The 17,314-nt window shown below is 56.8% G+C and carries 16 protein-coding genes, 2 tRNA genes and 2 pseudogenes; 10 read left to right on the forward strand and 10 right to left on the reverse strand.

The genetic code is table 11. From position 1 onward, the window contains the following. The first annotated feature begins 341 nt into the window (after nucleotides 1-341). Nucleotides 342-665 carry a hypothetical protein gene (locus tag RA167_RS04225; protein WP_076786594.1) on the forward strand — a complete coding sequence of 108 codons (324 nt, stop codon included), beginning with the start codon at nucleotides 342-344 and terminating at the stop codon, nucleotides 663-665. 81 nt (nucleotides 666-746) lie between these two features. Here the strand turns inward: RA167_RS04225 and RA167_RS04230 are convergent, their stop codons facing one another. The 3 genes from RA167_RS04230 to RA167_RS04240 form a co-directional block, all read right to left on the reverse strand. Beyond that, a complete protein-coding gene (locus RA167_RS04230; protein ID WP_076786596.1) occupies nucleotides 747-1,226 on the reverse strand; it encodes a DUF3318 domain-containing protein in 480 nt (159 codons plus the stop codon). After that, nucleotides 1,223-1,615: a phage holin family protein gene (locus tag RA167_RS04235; protein ID WP_076787796.1), complete on the reverse strand. Its 393-nt coding sequence runs from the start codon at nucleotides 1,613-1,615 to the stop codon at nucleotides 1,223-1,225. The genes RA167_RS04230 and RA167_RS04235 overlap by 4 nt, the downstream gene beginning before the upstream one ends. Nucleotides 1,616-1,736: 121 nt before the next feature. Continuing rightward, nucleotides 1,737-2,039: a DUF883 family protein gene (locus RA167_RS04240; RefSeq protein WP_076787798.1), complete on the reverse strand. Its 303-nt coding sequence runs from the start codon at nucleotides 2,037-2,039 to the stop codon at nucleotides 1,737-1,739. Between the two features lie 1,262 nt (nucleotides 2,040-3,301). Between RA167_RS04240 and RA167_RS04245 the strand changes: the two genes are divergently transcribed. The 3 genes and pseudogenes from RA167_RS04245 to RA167_RS04250 all read left to right on the forward strand — a co-directional run bounded on the left by RA167_RS04245 (nucleotide 3,302) and on the right by RA167_RS04250 (nucleotide 6,944). Beyond that, the gene (locus RA167_RS04245; RefSeq protein WP_076786598.1) at nucleotides 3,302-3,760 is read left to right on the forward strand and encodes a copper chaperone PCu(A)C; all 459 of its coding nucleotides are present in this window, start codon (nucleotides 3,302-3,304) and stop codon (nucleotides 3,758-3,760) included. Between the two features lie 874 nt (nucleotides 3,761-4,634). Next, nucleotides 4,635-4,817, forward strand: a pseudogene (locus tag RA167_RS15620) (hypothetical protein); the annotation flags it as partial. A gap of 48 nt (nucleotides 4,818-4,865) precedes the next feature. After that, nucleotides 4,866-6,944 (forward strand): molybdopterin oxidoreductase family protein, encoded by a 2,079-nt coding sequence (locus RA167_RS04250; RefSeq protein ID WP_338877262.1) that lies wholly within the window; start codon nucleotides 4,866-4,868, stop codon nucleotides 6,942-6,944. A 69-nt stretch (nucleotides 6,945-7,013) separates the two neighbouring features. On the opposite strand, the gene RA167_RS04255 is transcribed toward RA167_RS04250, so the two are convergent. After that, nucleotides 7,014-7,090 (reverse strand) — tRNA-Pro (locus RA167_RS04255). 742 nt (nucleotides 7,091-7,832) lie between these two features. On the opposite strand from RA167_RS04255, the gene RA167_RS04265 reads away from it, so the two are divergent. After that, nucleotides 7,833-8,651 (forward strand): GNAT family N-acetyltransferase, encoded by an 819-nt coding sequence (locus RA167_RS04265; RefSeq protein WP_076786602.1) that lies wholly within the window; start codon nucleotides 7,833-7,835, stop codon nucleotides 8,649-8,651. Between the two features lie 382 nt (nucleotides 8,652-9,033). Here the strand turns inward: RA167_RS04265 and RA167_RS04270 are convergent, their stop codons facing one another. The 3 genes from RA167_RS04270 to RA167_RS04280 all read right to left on the reverse strand — a co-directional run bounded on the left by RA167_RS04270 (nucleotide 9,034) and on the right by RA167_RS04280 (nucleotide 11,295). After that, nucleotides 9,034-9,732 carry a peptidoglycan DD-metalloendopeptidase family protein gene (locus RA167_RS04270; RefSeq protein WP_076787800.1) on the reverse strand — a complete coding sequence of 233 codons (699 nt, stop codon included), beginning with the start codon at nucleotides 9,730-9,732 and terminating at the stop codon, nucleotides 9,034-9,036. A gap of 111 nt (nucleotides 9,733-9,843) precedes the next feature. After that, entirely contained in the window at nucleotides 9,844-10,752 is a 909-nt protein-coding gene (locus tag RA167_RS04275; protein ID WP_076786605.1) for an aldose epimerase, read from the reverse strand. 321 nt (nucleotides 10,753-11,073) lie between these two features. Then, nucleotides 11,074-11,295 (reverse strand): hypothetical protein, encoded by a 222-nt coding sequence (locus RA167_RS04280; RefSeq protein WP_076786607.1) that lies wholly within the window; start codon nucleotides 11,293-11,295, stop codon nucleotides 11,074-11,076. 368 nt (nucleotides 11,296-11,663) lie between these two features. On the opposite strand from RA167_RS04280, the gene RA167_RS04285 reads away from it, so the two are divergent. The 3 genes from RA167_RS04285 to RA167_RS04295 all read left to right on the forward strand — a co-directional run bounded on the left by RA167_RS04285 (nucleotide 11,664) and on the right by RA167_RS04295 (nucleotide 13,071). Next, complete coding sequence (locus RA167_RS04285) at nucleotides 11,664-12,497, forward strand: undecaprenyl-diphosphate phosphatase (RefSeq protein WP_076787801.1); 834 nt, start codon at nucleotides 11,664-11,666, stop codon at nucleotides 12,495-12,497. A 178-nt stretch (nucleotides 12,498-12,675) separates the two neighbouring features. Then, a tRNA-Arg gene (locus RA167_RS04290) sits at nucleotides 12,676-12,752 on the forward strand. Between the two features lie 40 nt (nucleotides 12,753-12,792). Next, a complete protein-coding gene (locus tag RA167_RS04295) occupies nucleotides 12,793-13,071 on the forward strand; it encodes an integrase core domain-containing protein (protein WP_076786609.1) in 279 nt (92 codons plus the stop codon). Here RA167_RS04295 and RA167_RS04300 read toward each other — a convergent pair. Further along, nucleotides 13,000-13,210: pseudogene (locus tag RA167_RS04300) on the reverse strand (MFS transporter); the annotation flags it as partial. The gene RA167_RS04295 and the pseudogene RA167_RS04300 sit on opposite strands and share 72 nt — an antisense overlap. 57 nt (nucleotides 13,211-13,267) lie before the next feature. Here RA167_RS04300 and RA167_RS04305 point away from each other — a divergent pair. Continuing rightward, the gene (locus RA167_RS04305) at nucleotides 13,268-14,470 is read left to right on the forward strand and encodes a hypothetical protein (RefSeq protein ID WP_139337088.1); all 1,203 of its coding nucleotides are present in this window, start codon (nucleotides 13,268-13,270) and stop codon (nucleotides 14,468-14,470) included. Nucleotides 14,471-14,609: 139 nt separating this feature from the next. Here RA167_RS04305 and RA167_RS04310 read toward each other — a convergent pair whose 3' ends face one another. Further along, nucleotides 14,610-14,786, reverse strand: a complete 177-nt coding sequence (locus RA167_RS04310) for a hypothetical protein (RefSeq protein ID WP_175972436.1) — start codon at nucleotides 14,784-14,786, stop codon at nucleotides 14,610-14,612. A 327-nt stretch (nucleotides 14,787-15,113) separates the two neighbouring features. Further along, a complete protein-coding gene (locus RA167_RS04315) occupies nucleotides 15,114-15,326 on the reverse strand; it encodes a manganese catalase family protein (RefSeq protein ID WP_076786613.1) in 213 nt (70 codons plus the stop codon). 178 nt (nucleotides 15,327-15,504) lie between these two features. Here RA167_RS04315 and mdtD point away from each other — a divergent pair, with 178 nt between their 5' ends. Further along, entirely contained in the window at nucleotides 15,505-16,935 is a 1,431-nt protein-coding gene (gene mdtD / locus RA167_RS04320; protein ID WP_076786615.1) for a multidrug transporter subunit MdtD, read from the forward strand. The last annotated feature ends 379 nt before the right edge of the window (nucleotides 16,936-17,314 follow it).

Here is a 17,314-nt window from a genome sequence, read left to right on the forward strand (position 1 = left end):
GTTCAATGCGCTCTTAGACGACGATTTTTGTGGCAGTCGTAGCTCAAAGGTTGAATTGTTAGAGCGGTTTCCATTGCGTTTTTTTGCGCACTGTCAAGTACGAATTGAATTAAATAGCATGGCATAACGTAGTAAATAATAACCAGGCTGTGCCGCCATTTGTTTCGCTAAGCGCGCAGCCAGACTGAATCAGGATGGTCGAGTGAGACGACACAAATAGTCTGCACGCCAGCGCGTAGCCGTGCTTAGCGCGTGGCGTGTAGGGCGCCCCTTTTGGAGGGGGCGAGGCGTACGGCATCAGCCGCGTGACGCTGTATTGATGGAAGCACACCTATACTGGCATGTCGGCCGACGCGATTAAGCAACGGGATGTGCTTGAGATGACGGTGGCGCAAAAGCATGCGCTGGTGCGCTGGACACGCACGCAACGCCTAAGCGACATCACCCGCGCGACGCGGGTCAATGGCGGTTACTCCGTGGTGGCCGAGCTGCTGCACGACGGCCTGATGGCCGACGATCACCTGTACGCTACATTCAGGCTCGACGCCACGGAAGAGCGGAGCAATTCCGGCGTAGTCGGGGCCGCGGGTAGACCCGCCAGTCCGCTGGACCCAGCACGTATTCTCCCGCAGTGGTACGAGCATGCGCGTTGCTGGACCCGATGAGGTGCATACTGCGCCGGCGCAAGGTGTCGCTACCACGTTCCAGTGCGTCAACGAGCGGCAGTCGCGCGTGGTGCGAACACCCTAAGTGCTCCTGTGGGCGTCGCGCGGGCGTGTGGCCGGGCTGATATCCTTCGCTACGGCGGCCGTCGTGCGGCGTTGCGGACGTACCGCCTTCCATAGCTTGTAGCCCTGCCACGCGGCGGCACCCAACACGGTCCATTTCAGCAACGGTTTGGCGTTGCGTACTACCACGCGACGCACAGGGCCGGCGAACGCGGCCGACGCGATCGAACCGAGAACCGGATGCTGGTTCAGCAATGCACCGATGACTGGAAGCCGGTGCAATGAGCGGAACCGACTAATGCCGGGCATTAGCCACCTGATCCAACTGAGCTTTGCGGCGCCTTGGCGCAGTTCCTGACCGGCTCCAGCGATGTCTAGCCGGTCGAGATTGGCGCGCGCCAGCAATAGCTCCTTGCGGATCGCCCGCACCTTGGGGTCACTCGACCCGCGCACAGAAGCCGGCTGGGCGAGACGGCCGTTAGAATGGCGATTGTTCATGGCGATGGCTTACGGAAAATAGCGCGATCCTTGTCGAATTCGGCCAGCGTTTCCTCGAAGATCAAAGGCGCGCGACGCACGCCCGAACGTGCCTTCTGTACGCAGGCGAAGGCCGCGATAACGTACAGCACGGTCAGTATAGCTAACGCCTGCCATCGATACGTTTCCCAGAACGCCGCGGCGATTAGGACGGTCAGCGTGATTAGCCCCATTGTCGCGAACATCATGGCTGCGAGCCCAGCGAACAATACGCCGAGCAGCCGCTCCTTTTCTTCCGCGAGTTCGATACCGATCAACTCTAGGCGCGTTTGAAGCAGGGAAAAGACTGATCCGATTAGGCGCCGCAGCGGGCCATGAATCGGCGGTGGCGGTTGAGTGTCGTTGCTCATCAGCAGATCGCGCAGGGCGCGGCAGGCGGAACGTTCAATCAGCCACCGCGTCGCGCGCACGCGAGACGCGGTAACACCCAGTGCTGGCAGGTACAACGCGAACGCGTCGTCGCACCAGGCACTACTTACGGTTGATCAGCAGCCCGACCAATACACCGACACCGGCGGCGATGCCGATCGACGTCCATGGATGGTCGTGGACATAATCATCCGTGGCACGAGCCGCCTTCTTGCCTTTTTCGACGACCACAACTTGGACATCGGCTGCTTTTTCCTTTGCTTGCTTCAGACGCGCAAGCGCTTTTTCGCGCAATTCGGTCGCACGTTCGCCGGTCGTGCTCGCTGCTTGCTTGAGCAGGTCTTCGGCGTCCGACAGGACGGTTTTGATATCCGACATTAAATTCTCCTTGTTAACTTCCGTCATGACTGCTCCCGCGACAAACTTGTCATCACCCGTATCGTAACGGAACTGTGTAGCCATGGCGAGCGTACTGGTCGCCCTTGTCAGGAAGGGAAGGACCTGCCCACCATACTAAGCCGTCCGGCCTATGTCAATGTCGGACAAAAGATTAATTTCTGCCGCATTGCATAGCGCGCACGACCACCTGAATCCGTCGAATTACGGTGCACATCGGACGCTGGACGCGTGGCCGCACTTTAGAGGGAAGCAGGATTCGGACCCGCCAGTGTCGGTAACGAATCAAGCGGGGTTTTCGACTGCCGCCTGTGCCGCAGGCGCTTCCTTGCGCACACCAACTTCAACCGCGAAGCGCTCGACATCGAGATTGATTCGTTGCCGTCGGAGCGGGTGAGGCGTGCGCTGCGGCAGATCATCTACTAAGCACGGCAGTCCGGAGGCGATTCGGCGTGACAACGGGCCCGGCTACCTAGGGGCACCGGAGCATGCGGTACGAATGGCTGTCGCCGTACCACTGGAAAGGCCTAGACCGAGTACAGCGTTTCGCGACCGACTGGAGGTGGACGGACCATCACGACCACCCGAACATGACCCTGGGTGGCACCAGTACAGCAGTTGGCTATGGTCGCTTAGTTTTTGCTTCCGCACCCCGGGGAAGACGGGAGATTACCCCATCATTAACATCGGCGATAGTCGAGCGCAGAACTTTGGCACCTTCAAGGTCAGTCAATGTGCAGATCACCACTAGAAAGACGCCGCTTGCTTCGTTCGGGTTGATCTGATTGTCAAGCGATACATTATGACAAATTACAACGTGCGCACCGAATCTTACTGGGTTGAGAACGGCTGAAAATTTAGTAGACAGCGATCGAGCTCGGATGCCGTTGAATGGGACGATGTGGGTGCGGGTTGTGCAGAAGGGAGAATAAAGTTCAGGCTGCGGCTGATGATCGAAAGAAATATGCGGATCGCGTTAAAGTACACCCATCTGAGTCGAAGACTGTAACACGAGCGCCCTTTATAGTGGCTCGTCGCCACTTGATCAAGCTGGAAGTGTTGGCTAAGAACCACACCAGCGAATTGTCTGTTTGTACAACCTAATTTCGATGGATATGCTGTTATGCGCTGTCTGGTCGTTTTAGTGCTTGCATGTTGCAACCTATCAAGGAGGTACACAGAATAGATTAAAGATCAAATTCAATCGATAAAATGGAGTTTTCGATCTAAGCGGGACTTTTAGTTAGTCATCTAAATAAAGAGGAAAAATCATGAGACTGCTTGCTCTGCTGTTAACTGGTGTATTGACTTGGCTTTCCCCTATCTCAGCAATTGCCAAAACCCCTGTATCGACTGACATCACATCGGCGGAAAACTCAGTATGGGTGCGCTGGTTACCCAACGCACTGCCTGCTGCTGGTTATATCACATTGAAAAACAGTTCCGATCAGCCACTTGATGTCACCAAAATTAAAAGTCCAGATTACCAAAAAATTACAATCTATCAAACAGTGGTAGATTCAGAATCTAGTAAAATGGTTAAATTGGATAAATTTACCATCCCAGCAAAAGGCGAATTTGCTCTCGTTCCTGGTAAATATCATTTAATGTTTGAAAAACCCACTCACTTAATTACGCCGGGCGACAATGCTAAGGTTATTTTCTTTCTTTCCGATGGTAAGGTTTTTAAAGTAAGGATGCCAGTACGTACGTCGCCGGAACTTAATTAAAAAGAGTGTGTGCATATTTGCACAGTCAGTCATGGTGCAAATATGCTTCTATAAGGAGGCGCACACTTAAAGGTATTGTGCGCTTCCGCAAACCTGCTTGGCACAGTAGCAGGACGCTCAAGGCGGCATGTCGATGACCTGCTTAAATGCGGCCCCGCCTTGAATGCGGCGTCCTGCTAACCCACTGGCAAGTCGATGCCTCCTTTGCGAAATGACGGCCCTGCTTTTTAGACGGGTGGGCTAAATCTCGAAACCTTGTTAAGACGACGGGCATATTCCCCTGGCGGATCTTATATTAATCATAGGGCGCACCATGAAGGCCGACCGGTGGGGACAGAAGACTTCGATGACACGTCACCGTCTTGTTGTCGATATCATCGACGCAGGCCAGCACGATCCGCGCTCGCAATGTCACCGCCTACGCCACATCTTGCGGCGCATCGTCAGCGCCGTGAGTTGCTCGTGCTCCGCTTTGCGCAACACGAGTTCCGCTTTTGATCTTTCGCTCATCGCCGCTTCTTCGTGTCCCTGGCATACGCCAGCGCGCTCCCGGCACCTCCATGCTGCCGAACTTCGCGCCCCACGTGTAGAGCGGTTCGTCACTGAACCTGTGCTTTCCTGCACAGCGCTTTGACCGGCATACCGGCCTCGGCTGCCTTCAGCAACCTGACGAGGTGCCTTTCGTAAGGCGCTTTTTCATGTTCGTCTTCCTCGTTGAAAACGGATTTTACTTGACCTCGACCAGCCCTGTTCGCCGAGGGCAGAGCGCTCCGGCGGGATTGAGGCAGAGGCAACGATTTTGGTACTGACCGCGCTGTCGCGCTGCGTGGGAATGTTGTTTGCGTTTCTCAGAGAACGTGCTTCGGGAGGGATCATGGAACCGCGTCAGGATCAAAATCTCAAGTGCCTCGGTAATCCCGATCGGTGGGTCCATTCCGCCTGCATACTTTGTTCTAACGGCTGCGGTCTAGAAATCGCTGTCAAGGACGAGCGCATCGTAGGCGTTCGCGGGAGGCTAGACCATCCGGTGAATTTCGGACATCTTGGTCCTAAGGGTGAGAATGCCTGGGTGGCAAATGAAAGTCCCCGACGCGGACGTCAACCGATGATCCGGCGCGTCAAAGAGGCGCCTCTGGAACCGGTGGGTTGGGACGAAGCTTTAGACTTCTTTGTGCAAAAGTTTCAGGACGCATGGAAACAGGGTCACGGTAATCTTGCCTGCTACAACTCCGGACAACTGACTCTCGAGGAATTCTATACCCTGGGCAAGCTTTGGCGAGGTGGCCTGCAGTCGTCGAACATCGATGGCAACACGCGGCTGTGCACAGCGACTTCGGCTACCGGGCTGATGGCTAATTTCGGCTCTGATGGTCCCGTTGCATCCTATGTCGACATCGACGATGCAGAACTTTTATGCCTCTATGGGCACAATGTTGCCGAGGCACAGACGGTGCTGTGGGAGCGGATGTTAGCGGCAAAACAACGCAACCAGGGCCGTATTATTGTGGTGGACCCGCGCAAAAATCCGACTGTACGCCAGGGAGCAGACCTGCATTTGCAAATCCGAATTGGCACTAACGTGGCGCTGATGAACGGGCTAATTCATCTGCTGATTCGGAACGCCGCGGTCGATCTCGAGTTCGTGCGCGAGCACACGGTCGGTTTCGAGCTGATGCAGTCGGTCGTGGCCGACTATCCGCCGGAACGCGTGGCCGACATCTGCGGTATCGAGATCGCCGCGCTCGAGACGGCGGCGCAATGGATAGGTAGTACCGATCGCATGGTTTCTACCGTGCTGCAGGGGTTTTATCAGGCTGTGGAGGCGACCGCGTCCTCTTCATTGGTCAATAGCGTGCATCTGCTGCGCGGCGCCATCGGCAAGCGCGGCGCGGGCCCCTTGTTAATGGCGGGACAACCCTCGGCCATGTCGAATCGGGAAGCTGGGGCGGACGGCTCCTACCCTGGCTATCGCAATCCCCACAACCTTACCCATATGCGGGAGTTGGCCGAACTCTGGAATATCGACCCCGCTACGTTCCAACCTGAGGTACCGAAAGACATCATCACGATGCTCGAAACCGCCGAGCGTGGGGAAATCGAATTCCTGTGGGTGATCGGCACCAACCCGGTCGTCAGCCTGCCCGACCAGAACCGTACGCGGCGCATTCTGGAGCAGTTGTTCGTGGTTGTGCAAGACCCTTTTGTTGACGCTGAAACGGTTGCTTTGGCCGACATTTATTTTCCTGTGGCCATGTGGGGCGAAAAGACCGGATGCGTGACAAATGCTGACCGTACCGTCAATCTGCTATGCAAGGCCGTCGAACCGCCGGGACAGGCACGCACCGACCTCGAGATTTTTGTCGAGGTCGCGCGCCGCCTTGGGTTCAAGGACCGGGACGGTGAACCGCTAATCCGCTACCGGGAACCACCAGAGGCGTTTGACGAGTGGCGACGCGTGTCAAAGGGTCGGCCGTGTGACTATTCAGGAATGACCTACGAGCTGCTGCTGAAAAAGGGGGGCGTACGCTGGCCCTGCAACGAGCAACACCCGGAGGGCAGTGAGCGACTATACGAAGATCTGCATTTCTGGACTGGGATCGACGAATGCGAAAGCTACGGCGCCGATTTCCTGACTGGCAACAAACACACACGCGCGGAATACGAGGCCATCGATCCCAAAGGCCGCGCCTTTCTGCGGCCAGCACAGTGGCGCCGGCCGCCCAATCCGCCAAGCGAGGCATACCCCTTCGTCCTATCGACCGGGCGTGTCGTCTACCATTTCCACACGCGAACCAAGACAGGACGCTCGGAAGCGCTGCATCGGCGTGTGCCAAATGCCTATGTTGAAATCCATCCCGACGATGCGCAACGGCTGGGTGTTCGTCTTGGAGACTGGGTGGAGGTATCGTCGATGCGCGGGCGATGGGAAGGGCCGGCGATGGTTGTCGACACGGTGCGGCCCGGGGAGTTGTTTATCCCTTTCCATTTCGGTAAAGGCCATCAGGCGGCCAATCAGCACACTACCTATGCCCGCGATCCTGTCAGTCAACAGCCGCAGTTCAAGTCGTCCCCAGTTCAGTTGAAGCGGCTAAGCTTTGCGGAACCAGAGCCTTGGCTGGTCGAGCGTCAGAATGACTTGCAGGGTAGGGATGTGAAGCCGTATGCTGCTAGAGATAGCGTATAAGCCGTCCGCGACCAATACGCAGCCAGCCACTTTTGTTGTAAATTTTGTTCTATCAGTGCTTGATTCTATTGGTCGGAGCGATAGGATTCGAACCTACGACCCTCTGATCCCAAATCAGATGCGCTACCAGGCTGCGCTACGCTCCGCCGAATTGATGATTATAGTCGAATGGTTGATGCGGCGTCAATTTTTGAGTGCCCCGGGTCGATATACGGTGTACTGCACCCACCCCTGCACCCGTACCCACGCACGTAGCGGATGCGTTAGTACGCCGGACATGCGCGCGTCGTCGTCGCCGTGCATCCTGTCGAACTGCACTCGGAGCCGCCTTCGCGGCTGAATTCGGTGCAACAGTCGATTCTGTGCACGGACCATAGTAGCGACAATGAACTTAATTCTCTGGCGTCACGCCGATGCCTAAAACCTTTCTGAACGCGAAACTGGCCGGGCGCCCAGTGACTTGGGCGCGCCGATTGACCGTCCGCGGACGCAAGCAAGCCGAGTAAATCGCCAAGTGGACTGGTTTCCTGGCTACCCGGCGAGGCTGCCGTGCTCAGCAGCCCAGCCAATCGAACGGTGCAAACGGCACAGTCATTGACCGACCGTTTTCGCATACTACGCGAACTCGCGCCCGGTGTGGACGTTGCCGCACTGCTGATATCCGGTAAGGAAGCGAACTGGCGCATCAAAAAAGCTGGACCTGGTGATTGGCCAACCGCCGCCGTGACGAACAAGCGCAGGCCGTGCTGCATGCCGTCGTGAATCCGGACCTTGTGTGATTCGTGCCGATTGCGTATGTTGTCACCAAATCATTCTGTTTGCCATCCACACGTCACCGCTGGTTCTACATTGCACGCAACCTTTCTGTAATTTTGACAGGACACGCCAATGCGAGAGTTGCCGAATCCTACCTTGCCGCTTGCGTCCATTCCCCTCGATTCACGCAGGAGTCTTCCTCGGTCGCAAGAAACGGTTGCTGGACAACATCATCTCGGCGTGGCCTGGGCACGGACGGAAGAAGAGCTTCGCGAGGCACAACGGCTGCGTTACCGCGTCTTCGCAGAAGAAATGGGAGCGCAACTCAAAGGCTCCAAAGGCCAGGACGTCGACGAATTCGACGCGTACTGCGACCACCTGTTGGTGCGCGACCTGGGCACGCTGCAGGTCGTCGGAACCTATCGTGTGCTGCCACCCTATCAGGCGGCACGCATTGGCAAGTTGTATGCAGAAAGTGAATTCGACATTTCGCGCCTCACGCATCTGCGCGCCAAGATGGTCGAAGTCGGGCGCTCGTGCGTGCACTCGGACTATCGTAGCGGTTCAGTCATCATGTCGCTATGGGCGGGGCTGGCTGAATACATGCTGCAAAACGGCTATGAGACGATGCTTGGCTGTGCGAGCGTCCCGATGGTGGACGGCGGGCATTACGCGGCCAACTTGTTCATGTCGCTGTGCAAGGCATCGATGACCGCGCCGGAATATCGGGCCTTCCCCCATACCCCGCTACCGACGGACGAACTTGCCACTGGTTCTACGGTATCCCCGCCGCCGCTGATCAAAGGTTATTTACGCCTGGGCGCGAGGATCTGCGGCGCACCCGCATGGGATCCGGATTTCAACGTCGCGGATTTCCTCACGCTGTTTCGTTTCGCCGATATCAACAAGCGCTACGGGCGCCACTTCCTGGGCGAAATTAAACAGAGCTAATTCGCGGAATTAAGGCGGGGCCGCGGTGGCAAGCATGATGGCCGACGTTCGGGAGACGGCAACATCCCGAACTGACAGTACCGCCGTGTCTGCTTGTTTATAGCGGACAATTTACCAGGACTATTGGCTAGGTGGCGCTTGATGTCTGCACGGTTTTGACCGAGTGCGTATGATTGACGTCAACAGGTTGTCGATACCGGGGGAAACATGCTGTTTGCATTTTGTCTCGTTGCGCCCGTTGCGGTCGGCGTATTGATCGCCTTTGCGATGCGGGTGGATCCGAAGACCGGGCACCTGCGCTGAGCCCAACGTTGGATGCTTGATACCGCATGCAGCACGGCCTGCCAGTCAGCGCCGTACGACGCGGCGCCTGCGCTTGCCGCTATTGCGGTGGCAAATAGCGGGCCGGGTCGATCGACTTGCCATCATATCGCAGCTCAAAGTGTAGTGCGACCCGGTTGCTGTCGCTGTCACCCATTTCGGCAATGGTCTGTCCTTGCGTGACGTTCTGGCCTTCTTTGACTAGCAGTGCGCGGTTGTGTGCATAAGCGGTCAGGAAATTGGCATTGTGCTTGACGATCAGCAAGTTGCCGTAACCGCGCAGACCATTGCCGGCATAGACGACGGTTCCGGTTGCGGCGGCGACCACGGGCGTGCCGGGCGCATTCGCGATGTCAACGCCTTTGGAATCTACGCCGTTGAAACGGCGTACCACGTCGCCTCGGGCGGGCCAGATCAAGTTGATTGTCGTAGCGGGTGTCAACGAAGGCTTGACCTTAGCCGCAGCAGTGGTGTTCGGCGCGGCCGCCACGCCGCGTGATGGTGCTGGACGAGTCGGCGGCGCGACGCGCAGGACCTGGCCGACTGCGATCACGTTCGGATTAGGTAGATTATTCCACCGCGCGATCGCAGCGACGCTTTGGCCGTGACGTTGGGCGATCCGCGAAAGCGTGTCACCCCGTACGACGCGATAAAAGCCAGAACCGACCGGGGCGGAACCGCACGCGGACAGCAACAATGCAATACCGCAGCATACCGTCACGTACTGCACCGAACCGAGGGCGCGCACGCGTTTGAACATCGCGCTGCAACCATCGGCAAAACCACTTTTTATTTTCTGCATCGAAACTCGCGGCGCCCGCAAGGCGTTGGCCGGGCCATGCGGGCGGAGCATAAAACGATTCATTTTACGTCATTCGTCAAGCGCTACGTGGATTCGCACCACCGCGCTTTCATTTGCCCCGGGTGCAAGCCAGCGCAACCCAAGTCCGTTGTGAATGGCATCTGGCAAACCGAGCCAGGGTTCGATGCAATAAAAATCGGAAACAGGTTTTTCGGTCCACGTTGTGACGGCATACCACGGGATCGAGCCGGGGCGCTCGAGCGCTAGCGTGATCGTGCGGCCCAGTGACGGCGTGTGCAGCTTGACCTGCGCTCCACTTGACAGCGGGGCCAGCGCATGGAAACGGTCAACGATACGCGTGTCGTCGAGACGATACGCGTGTGCCGCGTCAGCCGCCTGGGCAATTGCACCATCATCGCGTTGGTACAGCATCTGCGTCGGCGGCAACGTGAGCCGGGATTCGCCCCGCAGCGTGTGAGGCAGCGAGAAATAGAAGTGATGGCCTGCATAGTACGGCAGCGGCGTGTCGCCGATGTTTGTCGTCGTGAGGGTCGCGTCAAGGGTGTGGCCGTCGACGAGATGATAGATCGCATCGAACCGAAAGCTGAATGGATAGCCGGTGTGGGTGGCATCGCTGTCCGTCAGCGTCATATCGATGCGGGCGTTAGCCACGTCGATTGTCGACTCGAACGGCAGATATCGGGCGAATCCGTGCATCGGCAATGCCCGTACAACGCCGGCGCTATCGCGCCATCGACCGATCGTGCCCTCGACGCGATGCCGGCCGAGGAAGGGGAACAGCAGCGGATTGCCGCCGCGCACTCGGGCGGGCTCGTTCCAATTCGCGTTGTCCGGCCATCCAATGACGTCGTGGTGACCCACGCGCCAGCGCAACAGACGAGCGCCTGATTGCGGCGCGACCAGCAAGCTGGCGCACTCGCGTTTGAGTTCAATGACATCCTGGTTCTGGAAATGCATCTTGTGATCGAAATAGAAAAGTGGGGCGCCCTCCTGCCGACGGGCGAGTTTTCCATGACATCGGTGTGCCGCCGGATGTCGGCTATGCGGGTTCTCTCGGGTTGCTCGGCGGCAAATCGCTGTCAATAATGACTCAGACAATACCGTATCGGAGAGGAGACGACCATGGACTTGGCAACGGCGATGGGATGTGCGCTTTTTGGCATGTTTACCGGCGGCACGCTCCTCTTTTTCTATAAGCTGGCCAAATAACTGGTCTGCTGCCTTTGTGTTGCCACTGTCGCGGTCCGTGCCGCGGCAAGTTGGGCTCGGCCGGCATTGTTAAAGCCGGCCGGGGCCTTTTCCGAGCGGCTTTTGCGCGCGCGCCAATACGCGAACAGCCACGCTCAGTAGCAAGACCGCGACGATGGCGACCGTCAGCGCGCCATTGCGCTGTGATGCGTTCGCGTGTTCCTGAGCCGCCTGCTGGCTCGCGAACACCGACGCCAGTTGGCCCCAATCCTGTGCCGACACGCTAGCCAATGGCAGTAGCGCTATCGTCATAGCACTGTCTGAAATCACATCGCGCCACTACAGCACAGGCGTGTTGTGCGAGGTCGGTGGCCAGGGTGTGCGACCTGCCGAACGGACAAGCCTATGCCGTCATGCCAAAAAAGAGCCCGCGCGCCGGCCAGCGTGCTAGGCGGCTCCGACTGTGGCGCCCCCTGTCGACGTCAAATCCATTGCGCGGCACCGTGGCCGTATGCGTGCATGGTGGCGCTCGCCATTCCCGGCGCGCGTTCGACCAGGCTGTCGGACACTTGCCATCGGCAGCCCGAAAACTTGGCTGGATGCCCCCCGGGTGGGCTTCACTTCGCCCGTTCATTGCGCGATCCGCGCTGATGCTGTCATTACATGGAGGACTTTCTTTCGTGAGCCTTGTGTTTCTGATCCTTCTGAGTGTTTTGCAGGGTGTGACCGAGTTGTTCCCGGTCAGCAGCCTCGGGCATACGCTGCTTGTGCCGGCACTGTTCGACATGCACATCGACAAGCATGCGCCGCAGCTATTGCCCTTTTTGGTAGCGCTGCATTTGGGCACTGCCTTTGCGCTGCTGTGGTATTTTCGCAGGCGGTGGATCGCGATCATCCAAGGCTTGCTCAGCTCGCTGGGCGGCCGCCGTACCGAGGACGGACATTTGGCCTGGGCGTTGCTGATCGGCACAATTCCGGCAGGCGTCGTCGGTGTTCTGCTGGAAAAGCGGATCGAACAGGTCTTTCACGACTTGCGTATCGTGGCATTGGCGCTGGTGATCAATGGTATTTTGCTGTGGATCGGCGACCGGTTGCAGCGCGCGCGCGCGGCGCGTGCACCCGAGGATCTAACGTTCAAGCAGGCCGCGCTGGTTGGCATCGCGCAGATCGGTGCGCTGATTCCGGGTTTTTCGCGCAGCGGCTTGACAATGATCGCCGGTGTGGGTGCTGGCATGCCCGCGGAAAAGTCGGCGGAGTTCGCGTTCCTGCTCGGTACGCCGATTATTTTTGGAGCGGGCCTGCTCGAGGTGCCTAAACTGTTTCACGCGCCGGCGCAACTGGCGGACGCAATGCTAGGCGGCGTGCTGACCGGCATCGCCGCGTATCTGAGCGTGCGTTTTCTGATGCGTTATTTTGAAGGCCGCGGGCGGTTGGCTTCATTTGGACTCTATTGCATGATCGCCGGCTTGGCGTGTCTTGCCTGGTTCTTCTTCAATCCCCAGTCGGTGGCGTAAGCGTTACGCTGTCGCGTATTGTGAGCCGGCAAGCGGAGCCGGCTCCGTTGTTCAGTTATAATGGAACGCCTGTTTGTCGATCGCTCAGTTGGATTAGCACATCGGTCTTCTAAGCCGATGGTCGAGTCCCGATGGAGCCGCGAACGGGGGATGCGCAGTACAATCATGAACCACTTGACCGCCCTTAGCTCAGTTGGATAGAGCAACGGCCTTCTAAGCCGTAGGCCGCAGGTTCGAATCCTGCAGGGCGGGCCAATAAAATCCAATATTTAAACGGCAGCGACAGTTCAGCCTATTGCGCTGTGGGACGCGACGTGGCCCGCGGAATAACGGAAAACGTGAACGACTACTCGATGAAGCGCTGAACGGATCCTGCTACGGTACGTCCGTGGCGCTGTTGTCTGCCACGGCTGCACGCAATCTCGCCATTGCCTTCGAGCACTATAACGAAAAGCATCCGCATAGCGCGTTGAAATATCGCTCGCTACACGAGTTCCAACGCACGCCAATCCTCGTTGTCGAGCGCTTCTTCGCCGATCGTGGTGCGTACGCCGAGGATGACCGGCAGCGATAAAAATAGTTCAGGTATCGCAGTGGTCTGAATCTATACGGTCTATGCGCTGCGCTTGTTAGCTGGGGCGTGCTCTGCAACGTAGGTGGTCGCACCCGCTGTACTCGCCGCACAACGCTAGGCCTTGCGTGACGCGCATCGCGCAAGGCAATCGTTGTTGCCGAAGTTGCCATTACAATCGACGCCAGTAGGTTAACACTTGCACGGCGAAGTACCCTGCTTAAAGGCACCGCCCATTTTGCTGTGGCGGAGTATTGTTATTTTAATTTTCTTACTAGTGAAGTTTATAAAGATGCCTATTTCGCGCACAGCGCTGGCATGCACGCTCGTGTTATCCGCATGCGGCGGCGATGATTCCGTTATACGTGATTCCTCCACCAAAACATATGAGCAGATCGACCATGAGCCTGGGCATGCCCATCTGCTCATGCGCGGTCCCCACCATACGGCGCTGAAATTACCACAGCGGCTGGGCGGTGAGGGGCTGACCGATGGGGACGAGAGCCACCTGAGACAAGATCCAATAGACGTGGTAAAAGACCACGCTTATTGGAAGGCCATTTATGGCACGACCTTTTATGGGCTGAGAGCGCTTTGGATAAGTGGGGTGCTGTCGGATATGCTGCAAGGTGCTTTCGATGAGCCGCCGCAGCGCGCAAGCGCATCTTCACCGCCGCCGTCGGATGGCGTCTCCAAATGGGAGGCTTGCCCGTACGGCGGCTCGATGCACCTAACTCGCAGGGAAGCGGCCGGGCCGGAACGCGCGGTGACGATACATGCGGCTTACGTGCAGTGCCGAGTAAGCGATTTCACATTGGGTACCGAAGTCGAGTTGACCGGCGAAGCATCGATTTCCGTGAAGGAGAAGGCTACGCTCCAGAGCGCTGTCGCCACCATGGGAGGAAACGGTGGCGCACTGTGCGTAAGTGACATGCATACGTCGATGGCCATCCACGGTGGTGTCTCAATCAGGCAGACTAACAGCTTAAACAGCGTTCCCCCGATTCGCTTTCTTAATACGCAACCCGGCTTTACCGTTTCGCAGACGTCGTCAGATGGCAATAAAAGCACAATCGGTTTGCAAGACGTCAGCGTGACGCGTCGAGCACTCGGCAGCGACGGGTCGGAACAGCTATGGCTGAAGGGCGCGTTGACGTTGCAACGCGACGTGTCGATAGCTGCTGGCCTCATGCCGGAAAAACTGGACATTCATGTGGATACTCCTCTAAACCCCCTCTTGATATCGGCACGTGGGATAGATGCCGGTTCATTGATCGCGATAACAAAACAGGACAATAAAGCAACTTTGGCCGACTGGACCGGCTCAAGCGATCTCGTCATCCATGCGGACACGCCCATTAATACCTCGCTTCGCGAGCTATTGAACCTGTTTCATAATTAAGCAAAAACGGACCGGAGTGGCGTGGGTAGGCAATGGCGTGCCGCTGGTCTGATGGCACGGTGGGGTTGCTGTAGCCTGTATGCTATTGCTCCCCCACCGCGCCTCAACCGGCAGGCCGCCGGTGAGGCAATAGGGTATGCTACTGTTCGTCGGCCGGCTTACCGGGGACAACCTCAGAAAGGTCGTCCTTGCGCACTTCAGCTTCGCGCACAGTTGTGCCTTGATCGTCGGTTTCGGATACGTCGGTGGTAAACGTATCGGAGTCGTTTTCGCCCGATGTTTGTTGCTGTTCGGGGGAATTGGAGCGGTTTGTCATTCAGTCCTCCTTGCTTGAGCAGGTGTAGTGCTATGACTTCTTAGCAACTCGTGTTCCACGAGGGCACAGTGGCCTATCAAACCGGCGTTTATGTGCCGTCTCGCGCGTTATTTTTCATCCCAAGTTCCGCTCCGGTGTGTCGCTTCCGTCGCCACCGTCGACTGGCGCTGTTGGGTTCTCCGCCAACGTCAGGTCACTGCTTTCATTCCATGGCCTGCGCACCGACACGCGTCGTCCTCCGACATCTTGAAATAACCACTCGCATACTCGGGAATGCGTGCAACTTTACTCGGCGGGAAGTCCGACGTGACCGTGTACAGCGCTTTTTCAAAAGACTTTTGGTGTGACACCGTGGATCATTAGAAAGCTTAGCGCCTCGCGCACGCCAGGGTCGCCAGTCACGCTGACCAATCGATCGTAAGTGGTCTTGGCACGTGCTTCCGCCGCGATATGGGATCGAAGGTTGATGGCCTCGGCGAGCTTTCTTTTTGCGCGCCCTGGACCCAGCGTGCTGGCCGCTCGCTCGCGCTCGATGTCCATCAGCGTCCGCTTCTACTAGCGCGGCAAGCATTGGTCAAGACGCTCAAACACCATGTTGCATGCACCCACTGTCATAAAGCTGTAAAATTGAAATTTTTTCATTGTTTGATGGCCAGTTAGGCTGTGCTGTTCGCCTGCTTCTTCCCGTTACTCTTTCCTATTACTAGACAAAAAAGAAATGCAAAAACAAGGAGCTTTATCCGGGCTACTATGGGTTGTCGGCATTGGTTTCTTTATGCAAACACTTGACGCCACGATCCTAAATACCGCGTTGCCAACGATGGCCAGCAATTTCAATAAAAATCCACTGCAAATGCAGTCGATTGTGCTTGCCTACTCATTGACGGTGGTGATGCTGATTCCAGCCTCTGGCTGGTTAGCAGATCGCTTTGGAACACGGTCCGTATTTTTGGCGGCCATTGCATTATTCACAATAGGTTCCATCGGTTGTGCAACATCGCGCTCGTTGAACGAGCTGGTGATTGCGCGGGTGGTGCAAGGGCTGGGCGGCGGTGTGTTATTGCCGGCGGGGCGGCTAGCCATTATGCGAACGTTTCCCCCCAGCCAGTATGTACAAGCGTTGGGCTTCGTGGCAATACCCGGACTCGTTGGGGCGGTCTTGGGGCCAACGCTTGGGGGCTGGATCGTATCGGTTACCTCCTGGCGCTGGATCTTTGTGATGAATGTGCCGATTGGTATAGCGATTTTGATGACAAGCCGGCTTGTTATGAGTAATATAAAATTGCCGGTGCAACGTTTTGATCTAAAAGGTTATTTTCTGTTTGCAACATGCGTGTTGGCAATTTCGTTGTCGCTCAATGGGTTAACCGATTATAAACTGTCCAGCACCATCCTATTGACGTTAATCGGTGTCAGCTTGGCGACGTTCGCTGCCTATGGATTGCATGCAGTACGCATGGATTATCCGCTTTTTCCACTGAGTTTATTCCATGTACGCACATACCGTGTGGGCCTAGTGGGGAATTTGGTCACGCGCATTGGGGGTGATGCGATGCCTTATTTAATCCCGTTGCTATTACAAATCGGCCTCGGTTATTCGCCGTATGAAGCAGGGATGATGATGTTACCCGTCGCAGCGGCGGCCATGGGAGCAAAACGATTTATTGCCCCTCTCGTGACTCGCTACGGCTATCGTCGTATCTTGGCGAGCAACAGCCTGTTAGTAGGCGCAATAATAGCCAGCTTTTCTTTGGTTTCGACAGCGCAACCAGCTGGGTTACGAGTGATTCAACTGCTTGCTTTTGGCGCATTGTATTCAATACAAACCACTGCAATGAACGCGCTGACGCTAAAGGACCTTGCCGGGCCTGGTGCGAGCAGTGGTAATGCGCTGTTTTCGACTGCTCAAATGCTGGCTATGAGCTTAAGTGTGACTGTCGCAAGTGTTTTATTGGCCTTTTTCCAATCGCTGTTTACGACCGATATGGGCACGGACTTACTGCCTATCTTTCGTGCCACTTTTATTTGCATCGGGTTGGTTACCGCAGCCTCGGCTTGGGTATTTTGGCAACTTTCGCCGGATGTAATCCGCAGAGAGGGTCAATGTAGTGTAACAGGTAAGTGTAGTGAGAAAAGCCTAACGATATGATGCATCGGCGCATGTTTGCAGGCGTGACTCACGCTACCGGCTTGCCCGATGTTGTCACGCCGCGTCCGTGGCTAGGCTCGCATCTGCAATGGCGACGATGACTTGATGCTGTTTAGCGTCAGCGTACCAGCGCTTGGATCGGGAATCCCGGCTACAGGCGCGCGAGCGCGCTTGATTGATCTTAAACACGCGCGCAAGCTTGATATGGCGCTTATTCACATATTTTGTTTGCAACAATGTGGACAACCTTTGGATACGCAAGCTAAGTCGTTGTTGCCAAAGCCGAAACTGAGCTTGCTACCGCGTGACGCAGCGACGCACGGTTCCAGCGCGCCCGCCCGCGCAGGGATTTGTGCGTTGCGTGCGCGAAACGATGTCG

The sequence above is a fragment of the Mycetohabitans endofungorum genome (assembly GCF_037477895.1).
Classification (GTDB): domain Bacteria; phylum Pseudomonadota; class Gammaproteobacteria; order Burkholderiales; family Burkholderiaceae; genus Mycetohabitans.

Bases quoted from the DNA above. Each gene is read 5' to 3' on its own strand.
- RA167_RS04245 (WP_076786598.1), top strand. From the start codon at position 3,302: ATGAGACTGCTTGCTCTGCTGTTAACTGGTGTATTGACTTGGCTTTCC.
- RA167_RS04280 (WP_076786607.1), bottom strand. From the start codon at position 11,295: ATGACGATAGCGCTACTGCCATTGGCTAGCGTGTCGGCACAGGATTGG.
- RA167_RS04310 (WP_175972436.1), bottom strand. From the start codon at position 14,786: ATGACAAACCGCTCCAATTCCCCCGAACAGCAACAAACATCGGGCGAA.
- RA167_RS04275 (WP_076786605.1), bottom strand. From the start codon at position 10,752: ATGCATTTCCAGAACCAGGATGTCATTGAACTCAAACGCGAGTGCGCC.
- RA167_RS04230 (WP_076786596.1), bottom strand. From the start codon at position 1,226: ATGAACAATCGCCATTCTAACGGCCGTCTCGCCCAGCCGGCTTCTGTG.
- mdtD (WP_076786615.1), top strand. From the start codon at position 15,505: ATGCAAAAACAAGGAGCTTTATCCGGGCTACTATGGGTTGTCGGCATT.
- RA167_RS04315 (WP_076786613.1), bottom strand. From the start codon at position 15,326: ATGGACATCGAGCGCGAGCGAGCGGCCAGCACGCTGGGTCCAGGGCGC.
- RA167_RS04250 (WP_338877262.1), top strand. From the start codon at position 4,866: ATGATCCGGCGCGTCAAAGAGGCGCCTCTGGAACCGGTGGGTTGGGAC.
- RA167_RS04270 (WP_076787800.1), bottom strand. From the start codon at position 9,732: ATGTTCAAACGCGTGCGCGCCCTCGGTTCGGTGCAGTACGTGACGGTA.
- RA167_RS04235 (WP_076787796.1), bottom strand. From the start codon at position 1,615: ATGAGCAACGACACTCAACCGCCACCGCCGATTCATGGCCCGCTGCGG.
- RA167_RS04265 (WP_076786602.1), top strand. From the start codon at position 7,833: ATGCGAGAGTTGCCGAATCCTACCTTGCCGCTTGCGTCCATTCCCCTC.
- RA167_RS04240 (WP_076787798.1), bottom strand. From the start codon at position 2,039: ATGACGGAAGTTAACAAGGAGAATTTAATGTCGGATATCAAAACCGTC.
- RA167_RS04225 (WP_076786594.1), top strand. From the start codon at position 342: ATGTCGGCCGACGCGATTAAGCAACGGGATGTGCTTGAGATGACGGTG.